This window comes from Acidiphilium sp. 34-64-41 (assembly GCF_002282635.1).
Classification (GTDB): domain Bacteria; phylum Pseudomonadota; class Alphaproteobacteria; order Acetobacterales; family Acetobacteraceae; genus Acidiphilium; species Acidiphilium rubrum.
The window spans coordinates 1-23,736 of the sequence record NZ_NCJX01000009.1; the positions used below are offsets into that span (position 1 = coordinate 1).

At 67.0% G+C, this 23,736-nt stretch carries 18 protein-coding genes; 5 read left to right on the forward strand and 13 right to left on the reverse strand.

Annotated features, from left to right (window positions below; translation table 11 throughout):
- Nucleotides 1-865: 865 nt before the first annotated feature.
- On the forward strand, nt 866-1,048 hold the full coding sequence (locus tag B7X49_RS02605) for a PEP-CTERM sorting domain-containing protein (RefSeq protein WP_286703119.1): 183 nt from the start codon (nt 866-868) through the stop codon (nt 1,046-1,048).
- A gap of 220 nt (nt 1,049-1,268) precedes the next feature.
- Complete coding sequence (locus B7X49_RS02610; protein WP_286703120.1) at nt 1,269-1,805, forward strand: Uma2 family endonuclease; 537 nt, start codon at nt 1,269-1,271, stop codon at nt 1,803-1,805.
- 123 nt (nt 1,806-1,928) lie between these two features.
- Here the strand turns inward: B7X49_RS02610 and uvrA are convergent, their stop codons facing one another.
- The gene (gene uvrA / locus B7X49_RS02615; RefSeq protein WP_286703121.1) at nt 1,929-4,796 is read right to left on the reverse strand and encodes an excinuclease ABC subunit UvrA; all 2,868 of its coding nucleotides are present in this window, start codon (nt 4,794-4,796) and stop codon (nt 1,929-1,931) included.
- Nucleotides 4,797-5,093: 297 nt separating this feature from the next.
- Here uvrA and ssb point away from each other — a divergent pair, with 297 nt between their 5' ends.
- On the forward strand, nt 5,094-5,597 hold the full coding sequence (ssb, locus tag B7X49_RS02620; RefSeq protein ID WP_029310911.1) for a single-stranded DNA-binding protein: 504 nt from the start codon (nt 5,094-5,096) through the stop codon (nt 5,595-5,597).
- A gap of 29 nt (nt 5,598-5,626) precedes the next feature.
- Here the strand turns inward: ssb and B7X49_RS02625 are convergent, their stop codons facing one another.
- Genes B7X49_RS02625 through B7X49_RS02635 form a run of 3 tightly spaced genes read right to left on the reverse strand, consistent with a single transcriptional unit; the run spans nt 5,627 to nt 11,108 of the window.
- A complete protein-coding gene (locus B7X49_RS02625; protein WP_286703122.1) occupies nt 5,627-8,680 on the reverse strand; it encodes an efflux RND transporter permease subunit in 3,054 nt (1,017 codons plus the stop codon).
- Nucleotides 8,680-9,708, reverse strand: a complete 1,029-nt coding sequence (locus B7X49_RS02630) for an efflux RND transporter periplasmic adaptor subunit (protein WP_286703123.1) — start codon at nt 9,706-9,708, stop codon at nt 8,680-8,682. The genes B7X49_RS02625 and B7X49_RS02630 overlap by 1 nt, the downstream gene beginning before the upstream one ends.
- The gene (locus B7X49_RS02635) at nt 9,705-11,108 is read right to left on the reverse strand and encodes a TolC family protein (protein ID WP_286703124.1); all 1,404 of its coding nucleotides are present in this window, start codon (nt 11,106-11,108) and stop codon (nt 9,705-9,707) included. The genes B7X49_RS02630 and B7X49_RS02635 overlap by 4 nt, the downstream gene beginning before the upstream one ends.
- A 130-nt stretch (nt 11,109-11,238) precedes the next feature.
- Between B7X49_RS02635 and B7X49_RS02640 the strand changes: the two genes are divergently transcribed.
- A complete protein-coding gene (locus B7X49_RS02640) occupies nt 11,239-11,934 on the forward strand; it encodes a response regulator transcription factor (RefSeq protein WP_286703125.1) in 696 nt (231 codons plus the stop codon).
- Nucleotides 11,924-13,294, forward strand: coding sequence for a HAMP domain-containing sensor histidine kinase (locus B7X49_RS02645; RefSeq protein WP_286703126.1), 1,371 nt, complete (start codon nt 11,924-11,926; stop codon nt 13,292-13,294). Before B7X49_RS02640 ends, B7X49_RS02645 begins: the two co-directional genes overlap by 11 nt.
- Before the next feature lie 17 nt (nt 13,295-13,311).
- Here the strand turns inward: B7X49_RS02645 and B7X49_RS02650 are convergent, their stop codons facing one another.
- From B7X49_RS02650 to B7X49_RS02690, 9 genes are all read right to left on the reverse strand, one after another.
- Nucleotides 13,312-14,361, reverse strand: a complete 1,050-nt coding sequence (locus tag B7X49_RS02650; RefSeq protein ID WP_286703127.1) for a malate/lactate/ureidoglycolate dehydrogenase — start codon at nt 14,359-14,361, stop codon at nt 13,312-13,314.
- The gene (locus tag B7X49_RS02655; protein ID WP_029310918.1) at nt 14,361-14,693 is read right to left on the reverse strand and encodes an NIPSNAP family protein; all 333 of its coding nucleotides are present in this window, start codon (nt 14,691-14,693) and stop codon (nt 14,361-14,363) included. Before B7X49_RS02655 ends, B7X49_RS02650 begins: the two co-directional genes overlap by 1 nt.
- A 77-nt stretch (nt 14,694-14,770) precedes the next feature.
- The gene (locus B7X49_RS02660; RefSeq protein ID WP_286703128.1) at nt 14,771-16,069 is read right to left on the reverse strand and encodes a sorbosone dehydrogenase family protein; all 1,299 of its coding nucleotides are present in this window, start codon (nt 16,067-16,069) and stop codon (nt 14,771-14,773) included.
- A gap of 103 nt (nt 16,070-16,172) precedes the next feature.
- On the reverse strand, nt 16,173-16,514 hold the full coding sequence (locus tag B7X49_RS02665) for a carboxymuconolactone decarboxylase family protein (RefSeq protein ID WP_029310920.1): 342 nt from the start codon (nt 16,512-16,514) through the stop codon (nt 16,173-16,175).
- 94 nt (nt 16,515-16,608) lie between these two features.
- Entirely contained in the window at nt 16,609-17,808 is a 1,200-nt protein-coding gene (locus B7X49_RS02670) for a PAS domain-containing sensor histidine kinase (protein ID WP_286703129.1), read from the reverse strand.
- Nucleotides 17,805-19,142 (reverse strand): sigma-54 dependent transcriptional regulator, encoded by a 1,338-nt coding sequence (locus B7X49_RS02675; RefSeq protein WP_286703130.1) that lies wholly within the window; start codon nt 19,140-19,142, stop codon nt 17,805-17,807. Before B7X49_RS02675 ends, B7X49_RS02670 begins: the two co-directional genes overlap by 4 nt.
- Before the next feature lie 48 nt (nt 19,143-19,190).
- Complete coding sequence (locus tag B7X49_RS02680; RefSeq protein WP_286703131.1) at nt 19,191-21,602, reverse strand: ABC transporter permease; 2,412 nt, start codon at nt 21,600-21,602, stop codon at nt 19,191-19,193.
- Nucleotides 21,603-21,613: 11 nt separating this feature from the next.
- A complete protein-coding gene (locus B7X49_RS02685) occupies nt 21,614-22,357 on the reverse strand; it encodes an ABC transporter ATP-binding protein (RefSeq protein WP_286703132.1) in 744 nt (247 codons plus the stop codon).
- Between the two features lie 2 nt (nt 22,358-22,359).
- The gene (locus B7X49_RS02690) at nt 22,360-23,721 is read right to left on the reverse strand and encodes a TolC family protein (RefSeq protein ID WP_286838198.1); all 1,362 of its coding nucleotides are present in this window, start codon (nt 23,719-23,721) and stop codon (nt 22,360-22,362) included.
- Between the last annotated feature and the right edge of the window lie 15 nt (nt 23,722-23,736).

Sequence of the window (23,736 nt, forward strand, 5' to 3'; positions counted from 1 at the left end):
GGGGAAAGCCAGTTCGTCACGCTGGTGAATGTCAATGGCCGCCATGGCGGGGGCCACTAGCCCTAGTGGGTGTCTGAGTCAACCGGATAGGCACGGAATTTTGAATTAGCTCCGAAGAATCGGTCGGTTTGGTAGCGACATTAGGCCGTGCGCGATGTTGCCCCCAGGCTTGGCCCGCGGACTCTGCGCTTTGGCCGGTGTTCGTTTTTTGCCCGTCAGGTCGCTGGGAGAGCGAAGCCGGCTGTGGTGGTGGTGGGGTTTGGCGGGGGTTGAATGATGGGGTGCGGAAGGGCAGCCCATCGCGTGCTGTTTTCGGCATCGCCCTGTCCTCAAAAATGTTCTATTCGAATTTGTAATTATCGTGTATCGCAAAAAAATATCTGTTGTTCAGCAAAACGCTTTGACCGACACAACTTTTAGTTGTAAACCTCTTCAGAGGATTTACTTTCGATGTATAAAGCTATTCTGCTCGCCGCTCTTTTGATCGTTTCGGCAACTTCGAGTGCCAGGGCTGGCCTGTATGACATCATTTTTAGTACCCCGACCTCCAGCAGCGATCCCAATTTTTCAGCGAGCGGTTCATTCGACTACGTGCCCGGGACTGGTTTCAGCAATTTCAATGTCCTTTGGGACGGCAGCAGCTACAATTTGACCTCCTCGGCAAACAGCCCGGCAAACCGGCAACTCGACGCGTGCCAGAATTCGCTAACCGGTGCCGCTTACACATTCAGTGTACTGACAGCCTGCAATACTGTGACGTTCACTGATTCATACAATACCCCCGACATCGGATTTCAGTTTGTGACTAGCCAGTTTGGATTTCCTCCCGCGATATTCTTGGGGGGGCCCCTCGCATACTCAAAGCTTGGGTTTTGCCTATGTCGCGCAAGGCAATGGTCCAGCTATTTCTTCTTCTGGTTTTTATATCGTCGATGCTGGCTTCAACGTCATAAAAGTGCCCGAGCCGTCATCCATCGTCCTGCTCGGTACCGCCATCATCGCGCTGTTGGGACTCCAGGCGACGCGCAGACATCAACGGAGGGGTTAGGACGATACGCAGGCGATCCCTGAACGAAGGGATTGCCGTGGCTGGCCAGACCGGGCACGGTTCTCGAAAGTCCACATCGCATGTGCTGCTTCTACGCGGGTGGTTTTTGGTGTTGATGGGCGTGGGGGGTTTTGGTTTCCTGTTGGTCGATTGTCGTGCTAGGTGACTGGTTATGTCTAGTGCGACCAAATTCCCGGCTCGGATGAGTGTGGCGGAATTTATGGATTGGTGTCCGGAGGACGGGCAGGTCTGGCAGCTTGTCGATGGTGAGCCGGTGGCGATGGCGCTGGCGCGTACGACGCATGCTCGGATTCAGGCGGAGATTGCGCGGTTGATCGGCAATCATCTGCTGGAGCGGGGCAGTGCTTGCGATGTGCTGATGGCGCCCGGGGTTACGCCGCATTTGGACCGTGCCCATAATGTGCGGGTGCCGGATATCGGGGTGAGTTGTTCGCCGGGTGGGGATGACGGGTCGCTGTTGAGTGCGCCCGTGTTACTGATCGAGATATTATCGCCGAGCAATCATCGGGAGACCTGGGCGAATGTCTGGGCGTATGCGTCGATATCGAGTGTGCGGGAGATATTGGTCGTCTCTTCGGTATCGGTCGGTGCGGAGGTTTTGCGGCGGCGGCCGGATGGCTGTTGGCCGGAGCAGGCGGAGGTTGTTTCCAATGGCGAGCTGTACCTGGGGAGCATCGATTATGTGACGCCTTTGATGGCGTTTTACCGTACGACGCGCCTCAACACGCGTCGCTAAGGCGCGCCCGATTTCGTTTAGGTATGCAGCCCGGGCGCCGATCAGCCCAAGGACGAAAAGTTTTTTGCTTCTTTTTTACAAAAAAGAAGTGCTTCCCTTCCCTTCCCTTCCCTTCCCTTCCCTTCAAGCCCGCCGGCGTTTGCGTTTTTCCTGTGCGGGCGGGGCGAGAAGGGGGGCGAGGAAGCGGGCGGTGTGGGAACGGGGGACGGTTGCGACGTCTTCGGGGGTGCCGGCGGCGACGATTTCACCGCCGCCGTCGCCGCCTTCGGGGCCGAGGTCGATCACCCAGTCGGCGGTTTTGATGACTTCGAGGTTGTGTTCGATGACGATGACGGTGTTGCCGGTATCGACCAGGGCGTGGAGAACCTCGAGGAGTTTGCGGACGTCTTCGAAGTGCAGGCCGGTGGTGGGTTCATCGAGGATGTAGAGGGTGCGGCCGGTGGCGCGGCGGGCGAGTTCCTTGGCGAGTTTGATGCGCTGGGCTTCACCGCCGGAGAGGGTGGTGGCGGATTGGCCGAGTTTGACGTAGCCGAGGCCGACTTTCATCAGGAGTTCGAGGCGGTCGCGGATGCGGGGTTGGGCCGCGAAATAGGCCATGGCTTCTTCGACGTTGAGGTCGAGCACGTCGGCGATCGAGAGGTCGCGGAATTTGATTTCCAGGGTTTCGCGGTTGTAGCGCTTGCCTTTGCAGGTGTCGCATTTGACGAACACGTCCGGCAGGAAGTGCATTTCGATTTTCAGCACGCCGTCGCCCTGGCAAGCTTCACACCGCCCTCCCTTCACATTGAAACTGAAGCGGCCGGATTTGTAGCCGCGGGCGCGGGCTTCGGGGAGTTCGGCGAACCAGTCGCGGATCGGGGCGAACAAATCGGTGTAGGTGGCGGGGTTGGAGCGGGGGGTGCGGCCGATCGGGGATTGGTCGATTTCGATGATTTTATCGAGCTGGTCGAGGCCGTCGATGCGGTCGTAGGCGGCGGGCACCTGGCCGGAGCCCATCAGACGGCGGGAGACGGCTTTATAGAGCGTGTCGATCACCAAAGTGGATTTGCCGCCGCCGGAGACGCCGGTGATGCAGGTGAAGACGCCCAGCGGGAAGGCGCCGGTGACGTTTTTGAGGTTGTTGCCGCGCGCGCCGATCAGGCTGAGCATGCGGGCGGGGTCGATCGGGCGGCGTTGGGCGGGGATGGCGATGCCGCGGCGGCCGGAGAGGAAATCGCCGGTGAGGGAGCGGGGGTTGGCGGCGATTTCGGCGATTGTGCCTTCGGCGACGAGTTCGCCGCCGTGGATGCCGGCGAGCGGGCCCATGTCGATCACGTGGTCGGCGGTGCGGATGGCGTCTTCATCGTGTTCGACCACCAAGACCGTGTTGCCGAGGTCGCGCAGGCGGCGCAGCGTGCCGAGCAGGCGTTCGTTGTCGCGCTGGTGCAGGCCGATCGAGGGTTCGTCGAGCACGTAGAGCACGCCGGTGAGGCCCGATCCGATCTGGCTGGCGAGGCGGATGCGCTGGCTTTCGCCGCCGGACAGGGTGGCGGAGCCGCGCGCGAGGGAGAGATAGTCGAGCCCGACATCGACCAGGAATTGCAGGCGTTCGGTGATTTCGCGCAGGATGCGGCGCGCGATTTCCTGGCGCTGCGGGGTGAGGGTTTCGAGGGTGCGGCCGAACCAGTTGCGGGCGTCCTTGATCGAGAGGTCGGAAACGCCAGCGATGGTTTCACCGTCGATTTTCACGGCCAGCGCCTGCGGGCGGAGGCGGGCGCCGTGGCAGGTTTTGCAGGGGCGGTCGGCCTGGTAGCGGGAGAGTTCCTCGCGGACCCAGACGCTGTCGGTCTCGCGCAGGCGGCGTTCGAGGTTGCGGACGACGCCTTCGAAGGATTTGCTGACGCCATAGGCGCGCACGCCGTCCTTGTATTGGAATTCGATTTCGGACTCCCCTGCCCCGTACAGGATCGCGTCGCGGACTTTTTGTGGCAGGTCTTCCCAGGCGGTCGACATTTTGACCTTGAAGAATTTGGCGAGGCTGGTCAGGGTCTGGTCGTAATAGGGGGATTGGGCGTTGGCCCAGGGGGCGATGGCTTGTTGGGCGAGGGATTTGGTTTCGTCCGGCACGATCAGATGGGGGTCGAAGAAGGTTTCGGTGCCGAGGCCGGCGCAGTCCGGGCAGGCGCCGTGGGGGGAGTTGAAGCTGAACAGGCGGGGCTCGATCTCCTCGATGGTGAAGCCGGAGACCGGGCAGGCGAAGCGGGCGGAGAACACGGTGCGTTCGTTCGTGTCGGCGTTTTCGGCGTAGACGATGCCGTCGGACATGCTGAGCGCGGTTTCGAAACTGTCGGCGAGGCGTTGTTCGATGCCGTCCTTGACCACGACGCGGTCGACCACCGCTTCGATTTCGTGCTTGATTTTTTTGTTCAGCGCGGGGACGTCGGCGATTTCGTAGAGTTTGCCGTCGATTTTCACGCGGGTGAAGCCGCGGCGCTGGAGTTCGGCGAGCTCCTTGCGGTATTCGCCCTTGCGGTCGCGCACCACGGGGGCGAGCAGGAGCAGGCGGGTGGCTTCGGGCATGGTCATGACGCGGTCGACCATCTGGCTGACGGTTTGCGCCTCGATCGGCAGGCCCGTTGCCGGGGAATAGGGCACGCCGACGCGGGCCCAGAGCAGGCGCATGTAGTCGTGGATTTCGGTGACGGTGCCGACGGTGGAGCGCGGGTTTTTCGAGGTGGTTTTCTGTTCGATCGAGATGGCGGGGGACAGACCCTCGATACTGTCGACATCGGGCTTGCCCATCAGTTCGAGGAACTGGCGGGCGTAGGCGGAGAGGCTTTCGACGTAGCGGCGCTGGCCTTCGGCGTAGATGGTATCGAACGCGAGGGAGGATTTGCCGGAGCCGGACAGGCCGGTGATCACGGTGAGTTTGTCGCGCGGGATGCGGACGTCGACGTTTTTCAGATTATGTTCGCGCGCTCCGCGCACGACGATGAAGCCCGACCCGGTCATGCTTTTGTTTCCGATATGTTCATGGTAGATATGGCGTCAAATCATGGTTGTGGGAAGGGGCTGGATGGCGGGGTTCAGGCGTGACAAGGCGACGTAAGCAAGCGCTTCTTTTTTGGAAAAAAGAAGCAAAAAACTTTTGTTATCTGGGGTATGGGCGGTTTCGTTGACGTCGTCTCATGAGGATCGAAGTTTTTTTTGCTGCTTTTTTGTTCATGAAAAAGAAGACCTTGCTCGATCCTTGACGCGCCTGAGCGCCAGTGACACGGATGACAGACTGAACACGATAGGGGATCGACGATGGCAGGTAGTGTGAACAAGGTGACGCTGGTCGGCAATCTGGGCAAGGACCCGGAGGTGCGATCGACGCAGTCCGGTATGAAAGTCGTCAATCTTGCGCTTGCGACTTCGGAATCGTGGAACGACAAGGCGAGCGGTGAGCGCCAGGAGCGGACCGAGTGGCACCGCGTGGTGATCATGAACGACCGGTTGGCCGAGGTTGCGGAAAAATATCTGAAAAAAGGCTCCAAGGTGTATTTGGAGGGTAAATTGCAGACCCGCAAATGGACCGATCAATCGGGCCAGGAGAAATTCACCACCGAGGTGATGCTGGGACGGTTTGGTGCGGAGATGGTGCTGCTCGATCGGCCGGCCGGTGGTGCGGGCGGCGGCATGGCGGCGGGCGGTGGCGGCAGTTACGGTGGGGGGGGTGGTGCGGCGCCCGCGCGCAGCCCGGCCGGTGGCGGCAGCGGCTGGGATTCCGGCCGGGGCGGCCATGATCTGGATGATGAAATTCCATTCTGATCCGGAGCGTCCGCGTGACGCCGCGCCGGTCAACCGGTGCGGCGGAGCGATAGTTTCAGCAGGACCGGCAGGGCGAACAGCACCAGCGGGAACTGCACGATGAAGCCGGAAATGATCGCGATGGCGAGCGGTTGCTGCATGCCCGAGCCCTCGCCGATCGCGAAAGCGAGCGGCAGCAGGGTGAGGATGGCGGCGAGCGTGGTCATCGCGATCGGGCGGAGGCGGTTGCGGCTGGCGATGATCAGGGATTCGCGCGGGTCGTTGTGTTCGGCGAGCGATTGGTATTCCGAGACGTAGAAGATCGCCATTTCGGTCGCCAGACCGACGATCATGGTCATGCCCATCAGGGCGGTGATGTTGAGCTGCACGCCGGAGATGAACAGGCCGATGAATACGGCGAGGCTGGCGAGCAGGGCGGTGAACAGGATGGCGCCGGCGATGATGAAGCTGCGGTAGAGAAACAGCAGCAGGATGAATTCGGCGGCGATGGCGGCGATGAACACTTTGGCGAGGCCGGCGAAGGCGATCTGCTGCTGTTTGTAGAGGCCGCCGAGGGTGTAGTGCATGCCGCTCGGCAGCAGGCCGGGTTTGGCGAGGGTTTTGCGGACGTCGGTGATGACGCCGCCGATGCCGCGGCCGCTGATCCGCCCGGTGATCGCGACGATCTGCTGGAGGTTTTCGCGGTCGATTTCGGGCTGGCCGGAGACCACTTTGAAGGTCGCGAAATCGCCCATCGGCACCAGGGCGCCGCTGGCGGTGGCGACCGGGATGCGGGCGAGCGCGCCCATGTCCTGCTTGGCGGCGGCCGGCAGGGTGAGCCTGACATCGGTGAAGCGATACTGGCCCGGCAGGGCGGTGACGATGCTGCCGGTGAGTGCGGTTTGCAGGGTCTGGCGGACTTGATCGGGGTCGAGCCCGAGCATGGCGGCGCGGGCGTCATCGACGTGGATGTCCACCGCGTCGCCCGCGAGGGTGACGCCGTCGAACACCGAGACGACGCCTTTGATATGGCCGATCGCGGCGCCGACCTTGTGGGCGGTGGCGACGAGTTGCGCGGGGTCGCCGTGCAGCTTGATTTCGATCGGTTGCGGCACGCCGGTGAGGTCGCCCAGCAGGTCGCTCAGCATTTGCGAGACGTCGAAATCGACGCCGGGGACCTTGGCTTCGATTTTGGCGCGGATGCGGTCCATCACCGGCCAGATCAGCGGACGGTCGGCGAGCGGTTTGAGTTCGACGAAAATATCGCCCTGGTAGGGCTCGTTGAGGTCGCCGCCGAGGCCGGCGCCGGTGCGGCGGGAGAAGGTGGCGACGGCGGGGTCGGCGCGGAGGATGGCTTCGATTTCATCGACTTCGTGGACCGATTCGGCGAGCGAGGTGCCTGGCAGCGTCTGGTAGTTCAGCACGAAGCCGCCTTCGTCGAGATGCGGCAGGAAGCCGGTGGGCACGCTGCGGTAGGCGAGCAGGCCGGCGATGATCAGGGGGACAATGCCGATCGCGAGCAAGGCGGGCCGCGCGATCAGGCGGGGCAGCAGCCTGCCGTGCCAGCGTTCCATCCAGCCTTCGCGGCCGGCGGCGCTGCGGCGTTCGGCGGGGTCCTGCCATTTGTCGAAATTGATCAGCGCGCGGGCGAGCACGGGCACCGCGAAGGCCGAGAGCAGCCAGGAGGCGACGAGGGTGGCGGCCAGGGTGATCGAGAGCGCCTTGAAGAAGGCGCCGGTGACGCCGGAGAGGAAGGCGAGCGGGGCGAAGACGATGAGGGTGGCGAGGGATGAGCCGGTGAGCGGCTGGAGGAACTCGGCGGCGGCGGCGAGCACGGCGCCCTTGGCGGCGGTGCCGCCAGTGTGGCCGGCGCGGCGGGCGATGTGTTCGATCATGACGATGGCATCGTCGATCACCAGGCCGACCGAGGCGGCGAGGCCGCCGAGCGTCATGATGTTGAAGCTGAGGCCGAGCAGGGAGAGCAGCAGGATGGCCGAGGCCATCGAGGCCGGCACCACCAGCAGGGCGACCAGCGTGACCCGCCAACTGCGCAGGAAGCCGATCAGCACGAGGCCGGCGAGGACGATGCCGATCAGGATGGCGTCACGCACCGAACTGGCGGCGGCGGTGACCAGGCCGCTCTGGTCGTACCATTTCACCAGGGTGACGCCGCGCGGCAGGTCGGCCTGGTAGGCCGTGAGCGCGCGGCGCACGGCTTTGTCGACCGCGACGGCGTTGCCGTTCGGCTGCTGGAACACTTGCAGGGTAACGGCGGGGACGCCGTTTTCGGCGACGCGGTAATAGACCGGCACGGTGCCCATGCGGACCGTGGCGAGCTGGTCGAGCCGGACCACGCCATCCGGGCCGGCGCGGACCACGATGTTGCGGACGTTGCGCACGGTGTGCAGCGTGTTGTCCTGCACCAGCAGATAGAGCCGGTCGTAATCGGTCATGCGGCCGACCGCGGCGAGGACGTTGGATTTGCTGACCGCCTGTTCGACCTGGGCGAGGGTGATGTGCATCGCGGCGAGGCGCTGGGGCTGGACCAGGATATGCACTTCCGGCGTGGCACCGCCCTGCACGCTGACCTTGGCGACGCCTTCGATGCGGGTGAGTGCGGGGACGATGTGGTATTCCGCGATGGTGCGCAGCCTGGTTGCCGAGATGCTGTGCGACATCATGGCGTAGGCGATGATGGGAAAGACGGTGGGGTCCATCCGCCGGACGATGTATTTGGTGCCGGGCGGGTAGTCCGCCAGCATCTGGGCGATCGCGGCATCGACCTCGAGCGTCGCCTGGCCCATGTTCTGGCCCCAGTTGAAATCGACGTAGATCTGCGCCGAACCGCGCGAGGTGGATGAGCGGACCGAGGCGACGCCGGGGATGGCGCGCAGGGCCTGTTCGGTCGGTTTGGTGACCTGCAACACCATTTGCTGGGCGGGGCGGGCACCGGCATCGATGTTGATGCGCACGCGCGGGAACGACGTGCGCGGGAACAGGCCGACCGGCAGGCCGATGGCGGCGACGGTGCCGGCCAGCGCGAGGGTGGCCATCAGGAACAGGATCGCGCGCTGCTGGCGGGCGAGAAAGCGGGCGAGACCCATCAATGCGTCACCCGCACGGCGATGCCCGGTTTGAGCTGGTAATTGCCGCTCACCACGATCGGCAGGGCAGGATCGATTTTTCCGGTGACGACGGCGCTGCTGCCGGTGCGGGCGATGATCTGGACGGTGACCGGGTGGGCGTGACCGGCGGCGATCTGCCAGAGCTGGAAGCGTTTGCCGTCCGGCAGGGCGGCGTCACGCGGCACGATCACGCCGCGCGCGGTGCCGATGTCGATTTCGGCGGTGACCGATTCACCGACCAGATAGCCGGTGGCGGGCATCGAGATCGTGGCATCGACCAGGCCGCTGGCGGGGTTGACCATGGCACCGATCGCCATGACGCGGCCGCGCAGCGCCCGGCCGGCGGGGGTGGCGAAGGGGGTGATGGCGACGTGATCGCCGGGGTGGACCTGATGCGCCTGGCTGGGATCGAGCCCGACGGTTGCGACCAGCGCATGGGCGCGCAGCAGGGTGATCAGCGGTGCGCCGGGTTGCAGCGCGGCACCGGGGGCGGCGGCGACGGCGGCGATCACGCCATCGTAGGGGGCGGTGAGCGTCGCGGTCGGGTGTGAGGCACCATCGAGCCGCAGGGCGTTGCGGGCGGCGATCGCGTTGGTTTCGGCCTGTTGAGCCTGGGCGAGCTGGATGTTGGTGGCGAGATGGGCGGCGACCAGGGCGCGGGTGTGCGCGAGGGTTTGGGCCGCGGCGCGGACCGCCGCTTCGGCCTGGGCGTAGGCGGCCTGTGCGGCGGGGGCGGTGCCGATGACCGCCAAAGCCTCGCCCTGATGCACCGCCTGGCCCGGCACGACATCGACCCTGGTGACGATGCCGGCATAGGCGAGGGTGAGCGTGTCGGTGGCACCCGGGCCGGCGCCGATGGTGCCGTAGACGGTGACGCTGCGGGGGATGGCGCCGGATTTCACCGCGATCGTGGTGACCAGGACGGAGGGCGCGGGCGCGCTGGACGGGGTTGCCGCGCGTGCCGCCGGGCAGAGGAGCGACAGGACCATCAGGAGGCGGGCGATCATCGGGCGGTTCCGTTCAGGGCTTCGATGGGGAGTCCGGCACCGAGCATGGTGGCGAGGGCGATGCGGCCGGCAGCGATTTTTTGATCGAGCGCGATCAGCTCGGTGCGGCGGGTTGCCTGCTGGTCGATCAGGTCGGTCTCGGTTCGGGCGTCGATCAGGTCGCTGCGGAAGGCGCGGCTTGCGGCATCGGCGGCGTGATCGGCCTGGGTCAGGCGATCGCTTGCGGCGGCGCGCTGGCGGATGAGCAGGGTGAGCGCGCGCTGCGCGGCATCGGCACCGCCCTGGGCGGCACCGAGGGCGGCGGTGAAGGCCGCGTTCAATTGCCGGCGGGTGGCGCGCGCGACCGCGACATTGCCGCGATTGCCGTTGAAGATCGGCAGGTTCAGCGAGACGTTGGGGCCGACCGTCGCGACGCGGCTGGTATCGGACCCGCCGTTGACGGTGAGCGACAGCAGCGGGAACTGGGCGAGGATGGCGGCGCGCAGATCGGCATCGGCGGCGCGATAGCCGTAGCGCAGCGCGATCAGGTCGGGGCGGCGTTGGGCGAGGCTCGCGATCAGGCCGGCGGCACCGCCCGGTGGCAGGGGTGGGATGACCGGGCGGGCGAGGATGATCGGCGCCGCAGGGGTGAGGCCGAGCAGGGCAGCGAGGGATGCCTGGTCGGTCAGCGCCTGCTGGGCCGCGGTATCGCGCGCGGCATCGAGACTGGCGAGGCTGGCTTCGGCGGGGGCGGCTTGATCGATCGTCAGATTGCCGGCGGCGATTTGCTGGCGCGACAGGGCGGTGAGGCTGCGCAGGGCGCGGCGGGCGTGATCGAGCGCGGCGAGGCTGCCGCGGTCCGCCCAAAGGGCGACCGCCAGCGTTTCGGCCTGAGAGGCGACCTGATATTCCTGCCACATCACGTTGGCGGCCGCTTCGGCCGATCGCGCCCGGGCGGCGCGGAGGCGCGCGCCCCTTGTGATCAGTGAGGCGACGTCCTCGGTGATCGATGCCGCGATCGAGGGGGCGACCGCCGGGCCGGCGAGCAGGGCGCCGAAGCCGCCCTGGAGGTTCGGGTCGGGCAGCAGGCCGGCGGCGAATGCCTGCGCCTGGGCGATGCCTGCCTGGGCGCGGGCGGCCGCGAGGGTGGGGTCGTTCAGGACGGCGAGGGCTGCGAGCGCCTGGGGTGACAGCGGGGCGGTGGGGTCGATCTGGTGGCCATTCGGCAATTGATGATCGAGCGATGCCGGTGTGGTGCGCAGCGGCGGGGTCAGGCTGAGCGGCCGGGTGCGATAGGTCGCGCAGCCCGCGAGCAGCAGGGCGGCGAGCAGCGGGGCCGCGCGCAGTGGGGCGGCGCGCAGCAGGGTAGCGTGCGCGATTGTGGCGATCGGGCGGGCAAGGCGGCTGGGGCGAGTGGTCATCATGCTGGTCAATGTTGCACGGATGCTTTGGCGGAGCACGGCTGGCCGTGGCCTTGCGGCTGGTTTGTCGTTTTGTAATGTCGGGCAAACCGGCTTGACCCGGCGGCGAAACCATCGCTCCTGCTTTGACATGGAGAGCAAGCTAGGGCTGCGCATTCTGCTGATCGAGGACGATGGCCGCACCGCCGATCTGGTGCGCGCGGGGCTGGCACCCGAAGGTCACGATATCGTGGTGGCGTTGGATGGGCGGACCGGGCTGCTGCGCGCCGGCGGCGAGGCGTGGGATATGATCATCGTTGATCGGATGTTGCCGGGGCTCGATGGGTTGGGGCTGGTGCGGATGCTGCGTGGTGCGGGTATTACCACCCCTGCCCTGTTCCTGACCGCGCTCGGCGGGGTGGATGACCGGGTGGACGGGTTGCGCGCCGGCGGCGATGATTATCTGGTCAAGCCGTTCGCGATCGCTGAATTGAGCGCGCGGATCGCCGCCCTGATGCGCCGGGGTAACGCGAAGCCGGCGGATACCGTGCTGCGGGTGGCGGATTTGACGCTGGATCGGCTGTCACGCGAGGTCAGCCGGGCGGGGCAGCGGATACCGCTCAAGCCGCGTGAGTTCGCGCTGCTCGATTACATGATGCGCCATGCCGGGCAGGTGGTGACCAGGACGATGCTGCTGGAGGCGGTGTGGGATTTTCATTTCGACCCGCAGACCAGTGTGGTGGAGTCTCATATTTCGCGGCTGCGCGGCAAGATCGACCGGGGTCATGCTGTGGAACTGGTGCAGACGATCCGCGGTGCGGGCTATCGGCTGGGCGATGCGGCCTAGGCTGTTTCAGACCACCAGCGTGCGGCTCGCGGCGCTGGGCGTGGGCCTGGCTTCGGCGAGTGCGGCGGTGGTGTTCGGGGTGATCTATCTCGGTACGCTGGGGGCGTTGCGCACGACGCTGGATACCGACATCGACAACGAGATCAGTGAAATCATGGTGTTTGGCGCGCGGACGCCGCCGGGTGTGATCGCGGCCGGGGTGCGCGCGGCGATTGCCGAGCCGCCGACCGGGACGTTTTTCCGGCTCGACGATGCGCAGGGGCGGCTGATCGCGGGGGATCTGACGCTGCCGATGCCGTCACCGGGCTGGCATGATCTGGTGGCGCAGCATGGCGCGGCGCTCGCCGGGCATATTCGGGTGCTGCGCGCGCGGGTCGAGCGGATCGGCGGCGGTGGTACGCTGCTGGTGGCGGCGGATGCGACCATGCTGGATGAGTTGGATGAGTTGATCCGGCGCAGCTTTCTGATCGGGTTCGGGATTACGCTGGCGATCGGGCTGGCGGCGGGGATCGGGTTCGGCCGGCGGGCGTTGGCGCGCGTCGAGGCGGTGAGTGCGGCGGGCGAGGAGATCATGGCGGGGGATTTTACCCGGCGCATCCCGCTGTCGGGATCAGGCGATGAGTTCGATCATCTGGCGCGCGGCATCAATGCGATGCTGGCGCGGATCGAGCAGTTGATGGGCAATATCCGCGCGGTGGGTGACGAGATTGCGCATGATCTGCGCTCGCCGCTGGCAAGGCTGCGGGAATCGCTGGAGTTGATGCTGCGCGGCGGTGATCCGGCGGTGTTGCCGGCGGCGCTCACTGATGCGATCGCGCAGGTGGATGCCGCGTTGGCGTTATCGGCGGGGATTCTGCGGCTGGCCCAGATCGAGAGCGGGGCGCGCCGGGCGTCGTTCGCGATGTTGGATTTATCGCGGTTACTTGAGGATATCGCTGAGACGTATGAAACCGTCGCGGAGGATGCGGGGGCGGTGCTGACCGCGCGGATTGCGCCAGACCTGGCGCTGGCGGGCGATGCCGCGCTGCTCAATCAGTTGTTCGCCAATCTGATCGAAAACGCGATCACCCACGGCGGGCCGGGGACTGCGATCATCGTGACGGCTGGGCGGGATGATGGGGGGATTGCGGTGAGCGTGGCGGATGACGGGCCGGGGATTCCGCCCGAGCGCCATGCCGAGGCGCTGCGGCGGTTCGGGCGGCTGGATGCGAGCCGCTCGCGCGAGGGGCATGGGCTGGGGCTGGCGCTGGTGGCCGCCATCGTCGGGTTGCACGACGGCACGATGGTGCTGCGTGCGTCGCGGGATGATGCTGAGCGGCCGGGGCTGAGGGTTGCGATTTCGTTTCCGGTTGCGGGGTGAGGGTTGGGTGGCGCTGATCAGAGCATGGCGGCGAAATCGGTGATGCCGAGGGAGGCGGCGGCTTCGGTGATCTGGGCGAGGGTGAGATTATCGATCGGGATACCATCACGCGTGCGCTGTGCCGCGTGGGCGCGTTCGGGGTCGCCGGGGAGTTGGATCTGATCGAACCCCGGCGCGCGGCGGGCGGCGGTGAGATGGGCGCGGGTGGCGGCGACGCCTTCGGCGACACGGGCGACGCCGCCGAGGGCATCGAGGTTGATCAGCACGGCGAACATGCTGTTGAGGATGCTGTCCTGTTCGGGTTCGTCCGCGCGCTGGCCGCCGGCGACCGCGCCGGCCATGATTTCGCACATGATGGCGAGGCCGGAGCCTTTGTGCAGGCCGAAGGTTTGCAAGGCGCCCTCGTTGCGATCGATCAGGGGGACGGGATCGGTGGTGGGTTGGCCCGCGGCATCGATCAGGCAGGCTTCGGCGACCGGTTCGCCCTTGTTGCGGGCGATGCGGACCTTGCCGTGGGCGATTGTGGTCGTCGCCATGTCGAGCACCACGGCACCGCCCGGCGCGGGCACCGCGGTGACGAAGGGGTTGGTGCCGAGGCGGGGTTCGCCGCAGCCGAACGGGGCCGAAATCGGGTGATGGTCGGCGACGTTGACATAGGCGATGAAGCCCATGCCGGCGGTGGCGGCCTGTTCGCCATAGGTGCCGATGCGGCCGATATGGGCGCTGTTGCGCAGGCTGAGGGTGACGGCGCCGATCTCGCGCGCGCGGACGATGGCACGCGCGACCGCTTCATGCGCCATGTGCGCGCCGAAGCCGCGCCGGGCATCGAACACCAGGATGGCGCCGGCATCGGTGATGGTGGCGAGCGATTGGTTGGGGATGAGTTTGCCTTCACGCAGCATTCGCACATAGGCGGGCAGCATGCCGACGCCGTGGCTGTCGTGCCCGGCGAGGTTGGCGCGGACCAGGTGATCGGCGATCAGGCGGGTTTCGGCGGGATCGCTGCCCATGGCGGCGACGATGCGTTCGGTCGCGGCGCGCAGGCGGGCGGGGTCGATGCGGCGCATCAGGGATTGCCGATGGCGGAAAAGCGGGTCGGCAGCAGGATCTGGTTGGTGACGTTGGCGACGATCTGGCCGTTCTGCTCGGTTTCGGCGCGCTTGGTGATCCATTCCGGATCGGTCTGGAAGGCGAGCCATTTGGTCTCGCGCTCGGCGAGGGAGTCCCATTCGAGCAGATAGGTCAGGTCGAGATTGGAATCGCCGATCACCGTGGTCCAGAACCCGGTCTGGCGGATGCCGTGCTTGCGCCAGATCGGCAGGGTGATGGTCTCGAACCGGGTGAGCAGGTCCGGCAGGCGGCCCGGCATGCAGCGATAGAGGCGGAGTTCATGGATCATTTTGGGCGTTTCCGTGGTTGTTGGGGCAGGATGGTCGAGGGGTGAGCGGTAGGGGCAGCATCAGGTCGGTGAGGCTCTCAGCCGGTCACGCGCCAGATGACATCGCCTACGTCATCGGCCACCAGCAGCGCGCCGTCCGGGCCGGGGGTGACGCCGACCGGGCGGCCGTAGGATTCGCGTTCGTCCGGTGCCAGGAAGCCCGACAGGATATCGCGCGGCGGGCCGGACGGGCGGCCGTCTTCGAAGGGTACGAACACGACCTTGTAGCCGCTCAGCGTGCTGCGGTTCCATGAGCCGTGTTGGCCGATCGCCATGCCGGCGGGAAAGCCGGGCAGCGCACCCGCGTTCATCCAGCACAGACCGAGCGAGGCCGTGTGGCCGCCGAGCGCGTAGTCGGGGGTGACGGCGGTGGCGACGAGGGCAGTGTCCTGGGGGACGCGGTCGTCGACCGTCTGGCCCCAGTAGCAATAGGGCCAGCCGTAGAAGCCGCCTTCGCGGACCGATGTGAGATAGTCGGGCGGGGTTTCATCGCCCAGACCGTCGCGCTCGTTCACCACGGTCCAGAGTGTTTCGGTGTGCGGTTCCCAGGCCATGCCGACCGGGTTGCGCAGACCGGCGGCGAAGATGCGGGTCTGTTCGGTCTTGAGGTCGAGTTCGTGGATGGCGGCGCGGCCGGCTTCGACCGCCATGCCTTCGTCGGCGATGTTGGTGAGCGAGCCGACGCCGATGTATAATTTGGTGCCATCCGGGCTCGGCAGGAGGCTGCGCGTCCAGTGGCCGCCGCCGTTGAAACTGTTGAGCTTGCGCCCCGGTGCGGTGATGCGCGTGGCACCGGGGACGTAGGGGAACGCCACCACGCCATCGGTATTGCCGACGTAGAACGTGTCACCCACCAGCGCCATGCCGAACGGCTGGTTGAGGCCTTCGAGGAAGATTTCGCGGATTTCGGCGACGCCATCGCCATCGGCATCGCGCAGCAGGGTGATGCGGTTGGGGCTGATGCCGACCGCGGCGGCGCGCTGCATGGTGCTGAACATGGCGTAGTCGAACGCGCTTGTGATCTTGCCGGCGACGCTGATCGCTTCGGCGACCAGCACGTCGCCGTTCGGCAGCACCTGAATCCAGCGCGGATGGCGCAGGCCGGTCGCGAAGGCGTTGACGCGCAGGCCGGGGGCGGCGAGCGGCGTTCGGCCATCCGACCAACCGCGCGCGGTGGGCATTTTGAGTGTGGGCAGGCGGCCTTGCGGTTTGGCGAGCGGAATCGCCGGCGCGGTGCCCCAGGCGGGTGCGTGGGAACCGTCGCTCGCGCGGCGCACGCGCGAGGTGACCTCACCGACGACGGCGACGAGGCGTGCAAATACAGCAGAAGCGTTCAAAATCTTGCTCTCCGTTGGGGGCGGGACGATCGGGCGGATTCATAGGCCCGCGTTCGTCGTTGGTCGAGCCATCCCCAAGTGGAGAGCGTTGCGCGCTACTGGTTCATGGGGCCGATTGATCGAAGGATTCCAGCGCCTCGGCGGCGTACATCGCGGACGGGCCGGCCCCCATGTAGATGGCGACGCCGAGTGTTTCGGCGATTTCGGCGCGGGTGGCACCGGCGCGCGCGGCATCGCGGGCGTGATAGGCGATGCAGGGCTGGCAGCGGGTGGCGACGCCGATGGCCAGGGCGATGAGTTCCTTGGTCTTGGCATCGAGCGCGGTGCCGCCGTGCGCGGCCTTGGCGATGGCGCCGAAGGCTTTCATGACATCGGGGTTGGCTTCGCGCAGGTCGCGCACGCCGCCGTCCATCGCGGTGATGATTTTTGCCCAGTCTTCGATCATGGCACGTCCTTTTCGGGGGTGGTTGATTGGCGGGCAGGATGCGCGGGGCGGGCTGGGTTGTCGTTGATCGAGATCAAGCGGGTGGCGCGCTGCGTCAGCCGGGCAGTGTGATCAGAGCCTGGGCGCCGGTGCGATCGGGGCGGTTGGACAAATGCAGCGTGCCGCCGTGGGCTTCGATGATTTCGCGGGCGAGGACGAGGCCGATGCCGCTGCCGCCGGGTTTGGTGGTGAAGCCGGGGACGAACAGGTTTTCGGTCTGCGGCAGGCCCCTGCCCTCGTCGATGATCGCGATGCGGATGTGCGGGGCGGCGATTTCGAGCGTGATGTCGACCGCGCCGCCGGCTTCGAGCGCGGCATCGGCGGCGTTGCGGATCAGGTTGATCAGCGCCTGTTCGATCTGCGCGGGATCGAGCATGGTCTCGTTCGTAGGGCCGATGGCGGTGCGGATCGGCACGCGGGTTTCGAGGGCGGCGATGCGGTGCAGCAGCGGGCCGAGTGCGGCGGGTTCGGGCATCGGCGGTGGCAGGCGGGCAAGGTCGGCGTAGCGGCGGATGAAGCCGGCCAGGCTGCGGGTGCGGCGCTCGATCAGGGCGAGGCCGTCGCGTATCTGGCGCGGATCGGCCGCGTGGCGTTGCAGGGCTTCGGCGGTCGCCTGGATCGGGCCGAGCGAATTGCCGGTTTCGTGGCTGAGCACGCGGATGAGCCCGCGCCAGACCCGGCGTTCCTCATCGCGCAGGGCACGTGACAGGTCGCTCGCGACCAGCACCAGATGATCGCGCCCGCCGCGCCGGAAGCGGACGCGCCGGACGTGCCACGGGCCGGTGCCGCCGGGCAGAGCGGTGTCGAACCGGGTGGGGCCGTTGGGGTCGAGCCATGGCGCGATGCCGAGCGGTTCGGGGTGCAGGCCGGTCAGGAATTCGGCATCGGTGCCGAGCAGCGTGCCGGCGGCGTCATTGCCGCCGATGATGGTGCCGCGCGGGCCGATCACGATGATCGCGAGATCGACCGCGCCGAGCAGCTTGCCGAGCAGCGCATCGGATTCGATGCCGGCGCGGCGGGTGCCCATCAGGGCGTCGGCCAGCGCGTTGACGGCCGCGAAGGCCGCGCCGAGCGCACCGCGCGCCGCGATGGCGCGGAGTGTGTAGTCACCATCGCGCAAGCCGAGCAGCAGGGCGGCGAGCTGGCGGTAGCCGCGGTCCGCCCGGCGGCGTGCCAGGGCATAGCCGCAGGCGACGCCGATCATCAGGGCACCGAAGATGGGAGCACCGATGATGAGTGCCGCGACGCCGATCACGTGCGCAGCTGCGACAGGCGCCGGTAGAAGGCGCTGCGCGAGAGGCCCAAGCGTCGGGCCGCGCGTTCGGCATCGCCGCCCGCCTCGGCCATGGCGCGATGGATCAGGTAGCGCTCGGCTTGATCCAGCGTCATGTGTTCGATCGGGGTTGCGGCGACCGGGCCGAGGCGCAGATGCGCGGCCCCGATCAGATCGTGGTCGGCGAGCAATACGGCGCGCTCGACGACGTGGGATAATTCCCGCACGTTGCCCGGCCAGGGGTGGTTCGAGAGCGCGGCCAGGGCATCCGGGGCGAAGCCGGTGACGGTGCGGCCGTGGCGGGTGGCCGAGGCGGCGAGGCAGTCGGCGGCGAGCAGAAACACGTCATCGCCTCGTGCGCGGAGCGGCGGCAGGGCAATTTCGACGGTGTTGAGGCGGAACAGCAGATCGCGCCGGAAGCGGCCGGCCTCGATCAACTGGTGCAGATCGGCGTTGGTGGCGGCGATGACGCGGACATCGACGCGGCGGGGTGTCGCCTCGCCGAGGCGGGTGATCATGCCGTCTTCGAGCACGGAGAGCAGGCGGGCCTGGGTGGCGAGGCTGGCGTTGCCGATTTCATCGAGGAACAGGACGCCGCCGTTGGCGATTTCGAACCGGCCGATCCGGTCGGTTTTCGCATCGGTGAAGGCACCGCGGGTATGGCCGAACAATTCAGACTCGATCAGGCTTTCCGGCACGGCACCGAGATCGAGCGTGACGAAGGGTTTGTCGCGGCGATGCGACAGGGCCGCGATGTGGCGCGCGATGAGGCCCTTGCCGGTGCCGCTTTCCCCGGTGATCAGCACCGAGACATCGGCCGGGGCGATTTTTTCGACCATGGTGAGGACCGCGCGCATCGCGGCGGAGGTGGCGATGATATCGCCCTGGGCGGCCGGGTGGGTGAGGCTGGCCGCGGTGCGGCGGGCGCGCGCGAGGGCGAGCTGGCTGCGCAGCACGGTGATCAGGCGGGTGTTTTCCCAGGGTTTTTCGAGGAAATCGGCCGCACCGGCGCGGAGCGCGCGCACCGCGAGATCGACCGAGCCCCACCCGGTCAGCACCACCACCGGCAGGTCGGGGTGGATTGTTTTGACCGAGGCGAGCAGGCGCATGCCATCGTCGCCGGAGGTGGTGTCGGTTGCGAAATTGAGGTCGAGCAGCAGGGCGTCGATGCCGCCGGCATCGAGCAGCAGGGCGGCCTCGGCGGGGGATGCGGCGCCTTTGGTGGTGAAACCTTCGGCGCGCAGCACCAGGGCCAGGGCTTCGCGGATATCGGCCTGATCATCGGCGATCAGGATTGTGCCGGCCGATTCAACCATGGTTGGCGATCGGCGGCGGGGTGGTGAGCAGGATGACGAGCCGGCGGTTCACGAAGCGTCCAGCATGGATTTCACCGGCGTGTTGGCCGCAAGCGAGGCCGGCTTCCACGCCGCGCCCAGCACGATCGCGCTGACCACGATCACCGCGGTGATGAACACCAAGGGTTCGATCCGCCCGATTTCGAACAGCAAGGGCGACATCGCCCGGATCAATAGATAGCCACCCAATGCACCGCCCCCCAGACCGAACGCGAGTAGCCAGGCCGCATCGCGCAAGGCGAGGCGCAGCAGCCGCGCCGGGCTTGCGCCCAGCATTGCCCGCATGCCGAATTCCGGCAACCGGGCGCGGGCGACGAAGGCGTTTACCGCATAGACGCCCAGCCCCGCCACCACCAGGGCGATGAGCGCGAAACTCACCGCGAGCCACGCCGCGAGGGTGCGGAACGCGGTGTCGATGAAGATCAGCCGCCGGTAGGGCAGCACCCGGCTGACCACCGCACCGGGGACCGCGGCCGCAACCGCTGACGTGACCCGTTGTTCGGCGGCCAGAACGCTGCCCCGATAGCGCACCACCAGATGGACTTCCTGCAGGGTCGCGCCGGGAAATTTCACCGACGCCACCGGGAAATAGATCGTCCCCGGTATCTGGTGCCAGGGTGCTACCCGCCAGACCACCGGATTGGTCACACCGACGATGCGGTATTTGCCGAGCCCGTACAAATTCACGGTTTTGCCGATCACGCGCTCGGTCCCGAAGACGCGTTGTGCCAGACCGGCGCCGACGATCATCACCCTCGCCCCGCTGCGATACGCGGCGGTGGTGATCCGCTGACCTGCCCGCAATGCTATGCCCATGGTGCGAAAATATCCGTGATCCGGCGTCACCATATTCGCATGGAACCGGCGTGCGTGGGGGTCATCGCTGCTCATCAGTGAATAATAATGCTCCTGCGAAAACGGGTAGGCGGCAAAGCCGAAGCCACCGACGGCGGTGATGCCGGGCTGTCTGGCCACGCCCACCTCGATCGCGGCGAGGGAGCCGGTGTTCGCCGCCGTTTGCGGCAACAGCACAGAAGCGATCAGCCGGTGCGCCGGCTGAAATCCGAGCGGGCGGCTCAGGGCGGCGTACAGGCTGCCGCCGAGTGCGAAACTCGCGATCAATAAAGCCAGGGCGAGCATCACCTGCACGACCCCCATCAGCCGCTGCGCGCCCCTGGCGCCGCGGCCCATGGTCGCGGTGCCGCCGCGGCCGATGGTTTGCCCCGACGTCCGGCGCGACAGCTGTACCAGCGGGATCGCGGTGATCACCAGGACCGATATCAAGGTGAGCGCGAGTGCCGCCAGCACCTCGGGCCAGCCGAAGCTGAAGTGGAACGGCATCACCCCGATCGCAGCCCCTAATGGGGCGATGCCGCCGCGCTCGGCGACGAACCCGATGGCGAGCGCCAGCACGGCGACGGCGATGCCGATCGGCACCTGTTCGAGCAGGAGCAGGCGCATCACGGCGGCGCGCGAGGCGCCGATGACGCGGCGCAAGCGGTATTCGTTGATCCGCCCGCGCTGGCGGACCAAGGCGAGGTTGGCGGCATTGGCAATCGCCAGGGCCAGCAGCAGCAGAGCCATGCCCTGCAGCACGAGCGGCAGGACAGCGAGGCTATCGTCCCCGATCAGGACCGGCCGTAGCAAGCGCGCGTCGAGAATATCCATGCCAGCGGAGGCGGCGGTATTTTGATGCTGATATTCCAGCACGAAGAGTTTCGCCTCGTCGATCTGCCGGTCGAGCGCGGCCAACGTGACCCCCGGCGCCAATCGGGCGACGCCGAACTCGTTGACATTCTGCATGATCGGCCGGGCCATGGGCAGCGCCACGACTTCGAGGACATCCTTGTGAAAGGCAAACGCGTAATCGCGCGGCAGCACACCGACGATCCGCTTCGCGCCCGCGCCCACATCGATCGTGCGGCCGATCACCGAGGCTGCGCCACCGAACGCCGCCTGCCAGAATTTGTAGGATATCATCGCTTCCGGCGGGCCGCCCTTCTGGCCTGAGTCGAGGCCCGGCAGCGCGCCCAGAGCCGGCACCAATCCCAACGTGCGGAACCAGGATGGCGTGACCTGCGCGTAGGAGACGCCGCGCGCGACGCCGCCGATCATCGCCGTCGCTTCACCACCCTGCACATAGAGCCCGATATCCTGGATGCCCTTCAAGGATTGCGCGAGCCTGACATAATCGTCCGGCGAGATCAGGGGTTGGGTCAGCCCGGTCCGCGGTCGCATATGGCGGAGCACCACGAGCCGGCCGGGATCGTGATATGGCAGGGGGGCGACATAGACATCGTAGACAAGACCGAACGCCACCGCATTTGCCCCCACCGCCAGCGCCAGCATCACCACGGTTGCGACGGCGAAGAACGGCCGGCGCACCAGGCCGCGATACGCCGTTGCGGCATCGTTTGCCATGGCGCCGATCATCATGCGGCGCCCGGCAGATGATCATCTTCCTTGTGCAGCGCCACCACCGCTTCGCCGAAGCTTTCGTCGACCACCTGGCCGTCGGAGAGCCGGACGATGCGGCGGGCGCGGCGGGCGTAGTGCAGGTCGTGCGTGACCATCAGGATGGTCGCACCCTTGTTCGTGTTCAGATCTTCGAGCAGCGCCATCACCGCCTCGCCGGCTTTGGAATCGAGGTTGCCGGTGGGTTCGTCGGCGAGGATGATGTCGGGCTCGGTCACCAGGGCGCGGGCGATCGCGACGCGCTGCTGCTGGCCGCCCGATAGTTGCGCGGGGTAGTGCTGCGCGCGGTGGGCCATGCCGATGTCCGACAGGATGGCGGCGACCCGCTCATCGCGCGCGGCCTTGGCGATGCCGCCGCGATAGATCAGCGGCAGGGCGACGTTTTCCGCGACGCTCAGATCGCCGATCAGGTTGAACGCCTGGAACACGAAGCCGATGTGGCGGTTGCGGAAAATGGCGCGGTCGCGTTCACGCAGATGCGCCGCATCATGGCCGGCCAAGCGATAGACCCCGGCGGATGGATCATCGAGCAGGCCGAGGATCGCCATCAGGGTCGATTTGCCGCATCCCGACGGGCCGGTGACCGCGACGTATTCGCCGCGCTTGACCGCGAGATCGACCCCGGCCAGCGCATGGGTTTCGACCTGATCGGTGCGGTAGATTTTTTTCAGATCGATCACGTCGATGACGGTTTCGGTCATGGTCACTTCTCCTGATGCGGGGCGTGCGTGGTTAAAATCGTCGAGATGCGGCGCACCAGCAACGGTGTCGCGCTGCCGGCCGCCTGGGCGAGGCCGGTTTCGTGGTCGATGGCGGCAACCACCGCGGCGTGCAGCGCCAGTTGCGCGGACAGGAGCGCCTGGCGATCGGCGATCAGGTCGCTCGCGCTGATCAGGCCGGCGCGCACGCCATCCGCCGCCGCCTGCACCGCGCGGGCCGCCGCCGTTGCCGCAGCACGGGCGGCGGCGAGGCGGGCGCGATCGAGCAGGACGGCGAAATAATCGGTCCGCACCGTGCGGATCACGGTGAGCCGCGCGGTTGCGGCGTTGGCCGCCGCCGCGTCGCGCCGGGCACGGGCCTGATCGACCGCCGCGCGGGTCGCGCCGCCGGAAAAGACGTTCCAGTTCATCTGCACCGTCACCGCATTGCCCTGTTGCAGCGAATAGGCCGGGCCGGTGATGCCCTGGCCGAAAAAGGCATAGCCCGCGCGGCCACCCTGGGCGGTATGGGTGTGCTGCAACTGGAGCGAGATGCTCGGCAGGTAGGCCCCACGCGCCGCCGCGATCAGCGCCGCATCGTCGTGCACGGTGAGTTTTGCCGCCGCGAGGGTCGGGTTGCCGCTGGCGGCGCGGGCGAGCCAGGTGGCGATGCGGCCGGGTGCCGGCAGGGCCAGGGCGACAGGGAGCGCCCCGCTTACCTGCACCTGATCGCCGGTGAGTGCCGCCAAGGTCTCGCGGGCGGCGATCAGGCTGGTCTGGGCCTGGACCACCTGTGCCTCGATCGAGCGAGCGGCGGCGCGGGATTCATCGGCGCCGATCACCCCGTCCATGCCGGCGCGGTAACGCGCTTCGGCATCGTGATATTGCAGCGCGAAGCCCCGTGCCGCCGCGCGCAGCGAGGCCAGATCATCGCTGGCGGCCAGCACCGCGACGTAATCGGTGATCACCCGGACGTTCAGAGCCTCGAGCCGGGCCTGATAGGTGGCGGCGGCTTGCTGCACGGAAAATCCGGCGGCTTGGAGGGTTTTGATCTGGCTCCAGTCGAACAGGGTCTGGCTCAGCGTGGCCTGCCAGGTGGAGACGCCGATCCGCTGATCCTGGCGGGTCGGCTCGAAGCCGCTGCCGTAGAAATCGGCACCTTCGAACGCCTGGTTCTGCGGCCCGGCCGCCGCCGCGACGGTGAATTGCGGCAGCAGCGCCGCGAGGGCGGTGGGTTGCGCGGTGGCCGCCGCGCGCAGCTGTGCGGAGGCCGCCAGAAATGCCGGATCGTTCGCGCGCGCCGCCTGCCAGACGGTCCATAGGCTCGCGGCGTGGGCGTTGCCCGGCAGGGCGGCTGCCAGCGCCATGAGGACCCCTGCCCG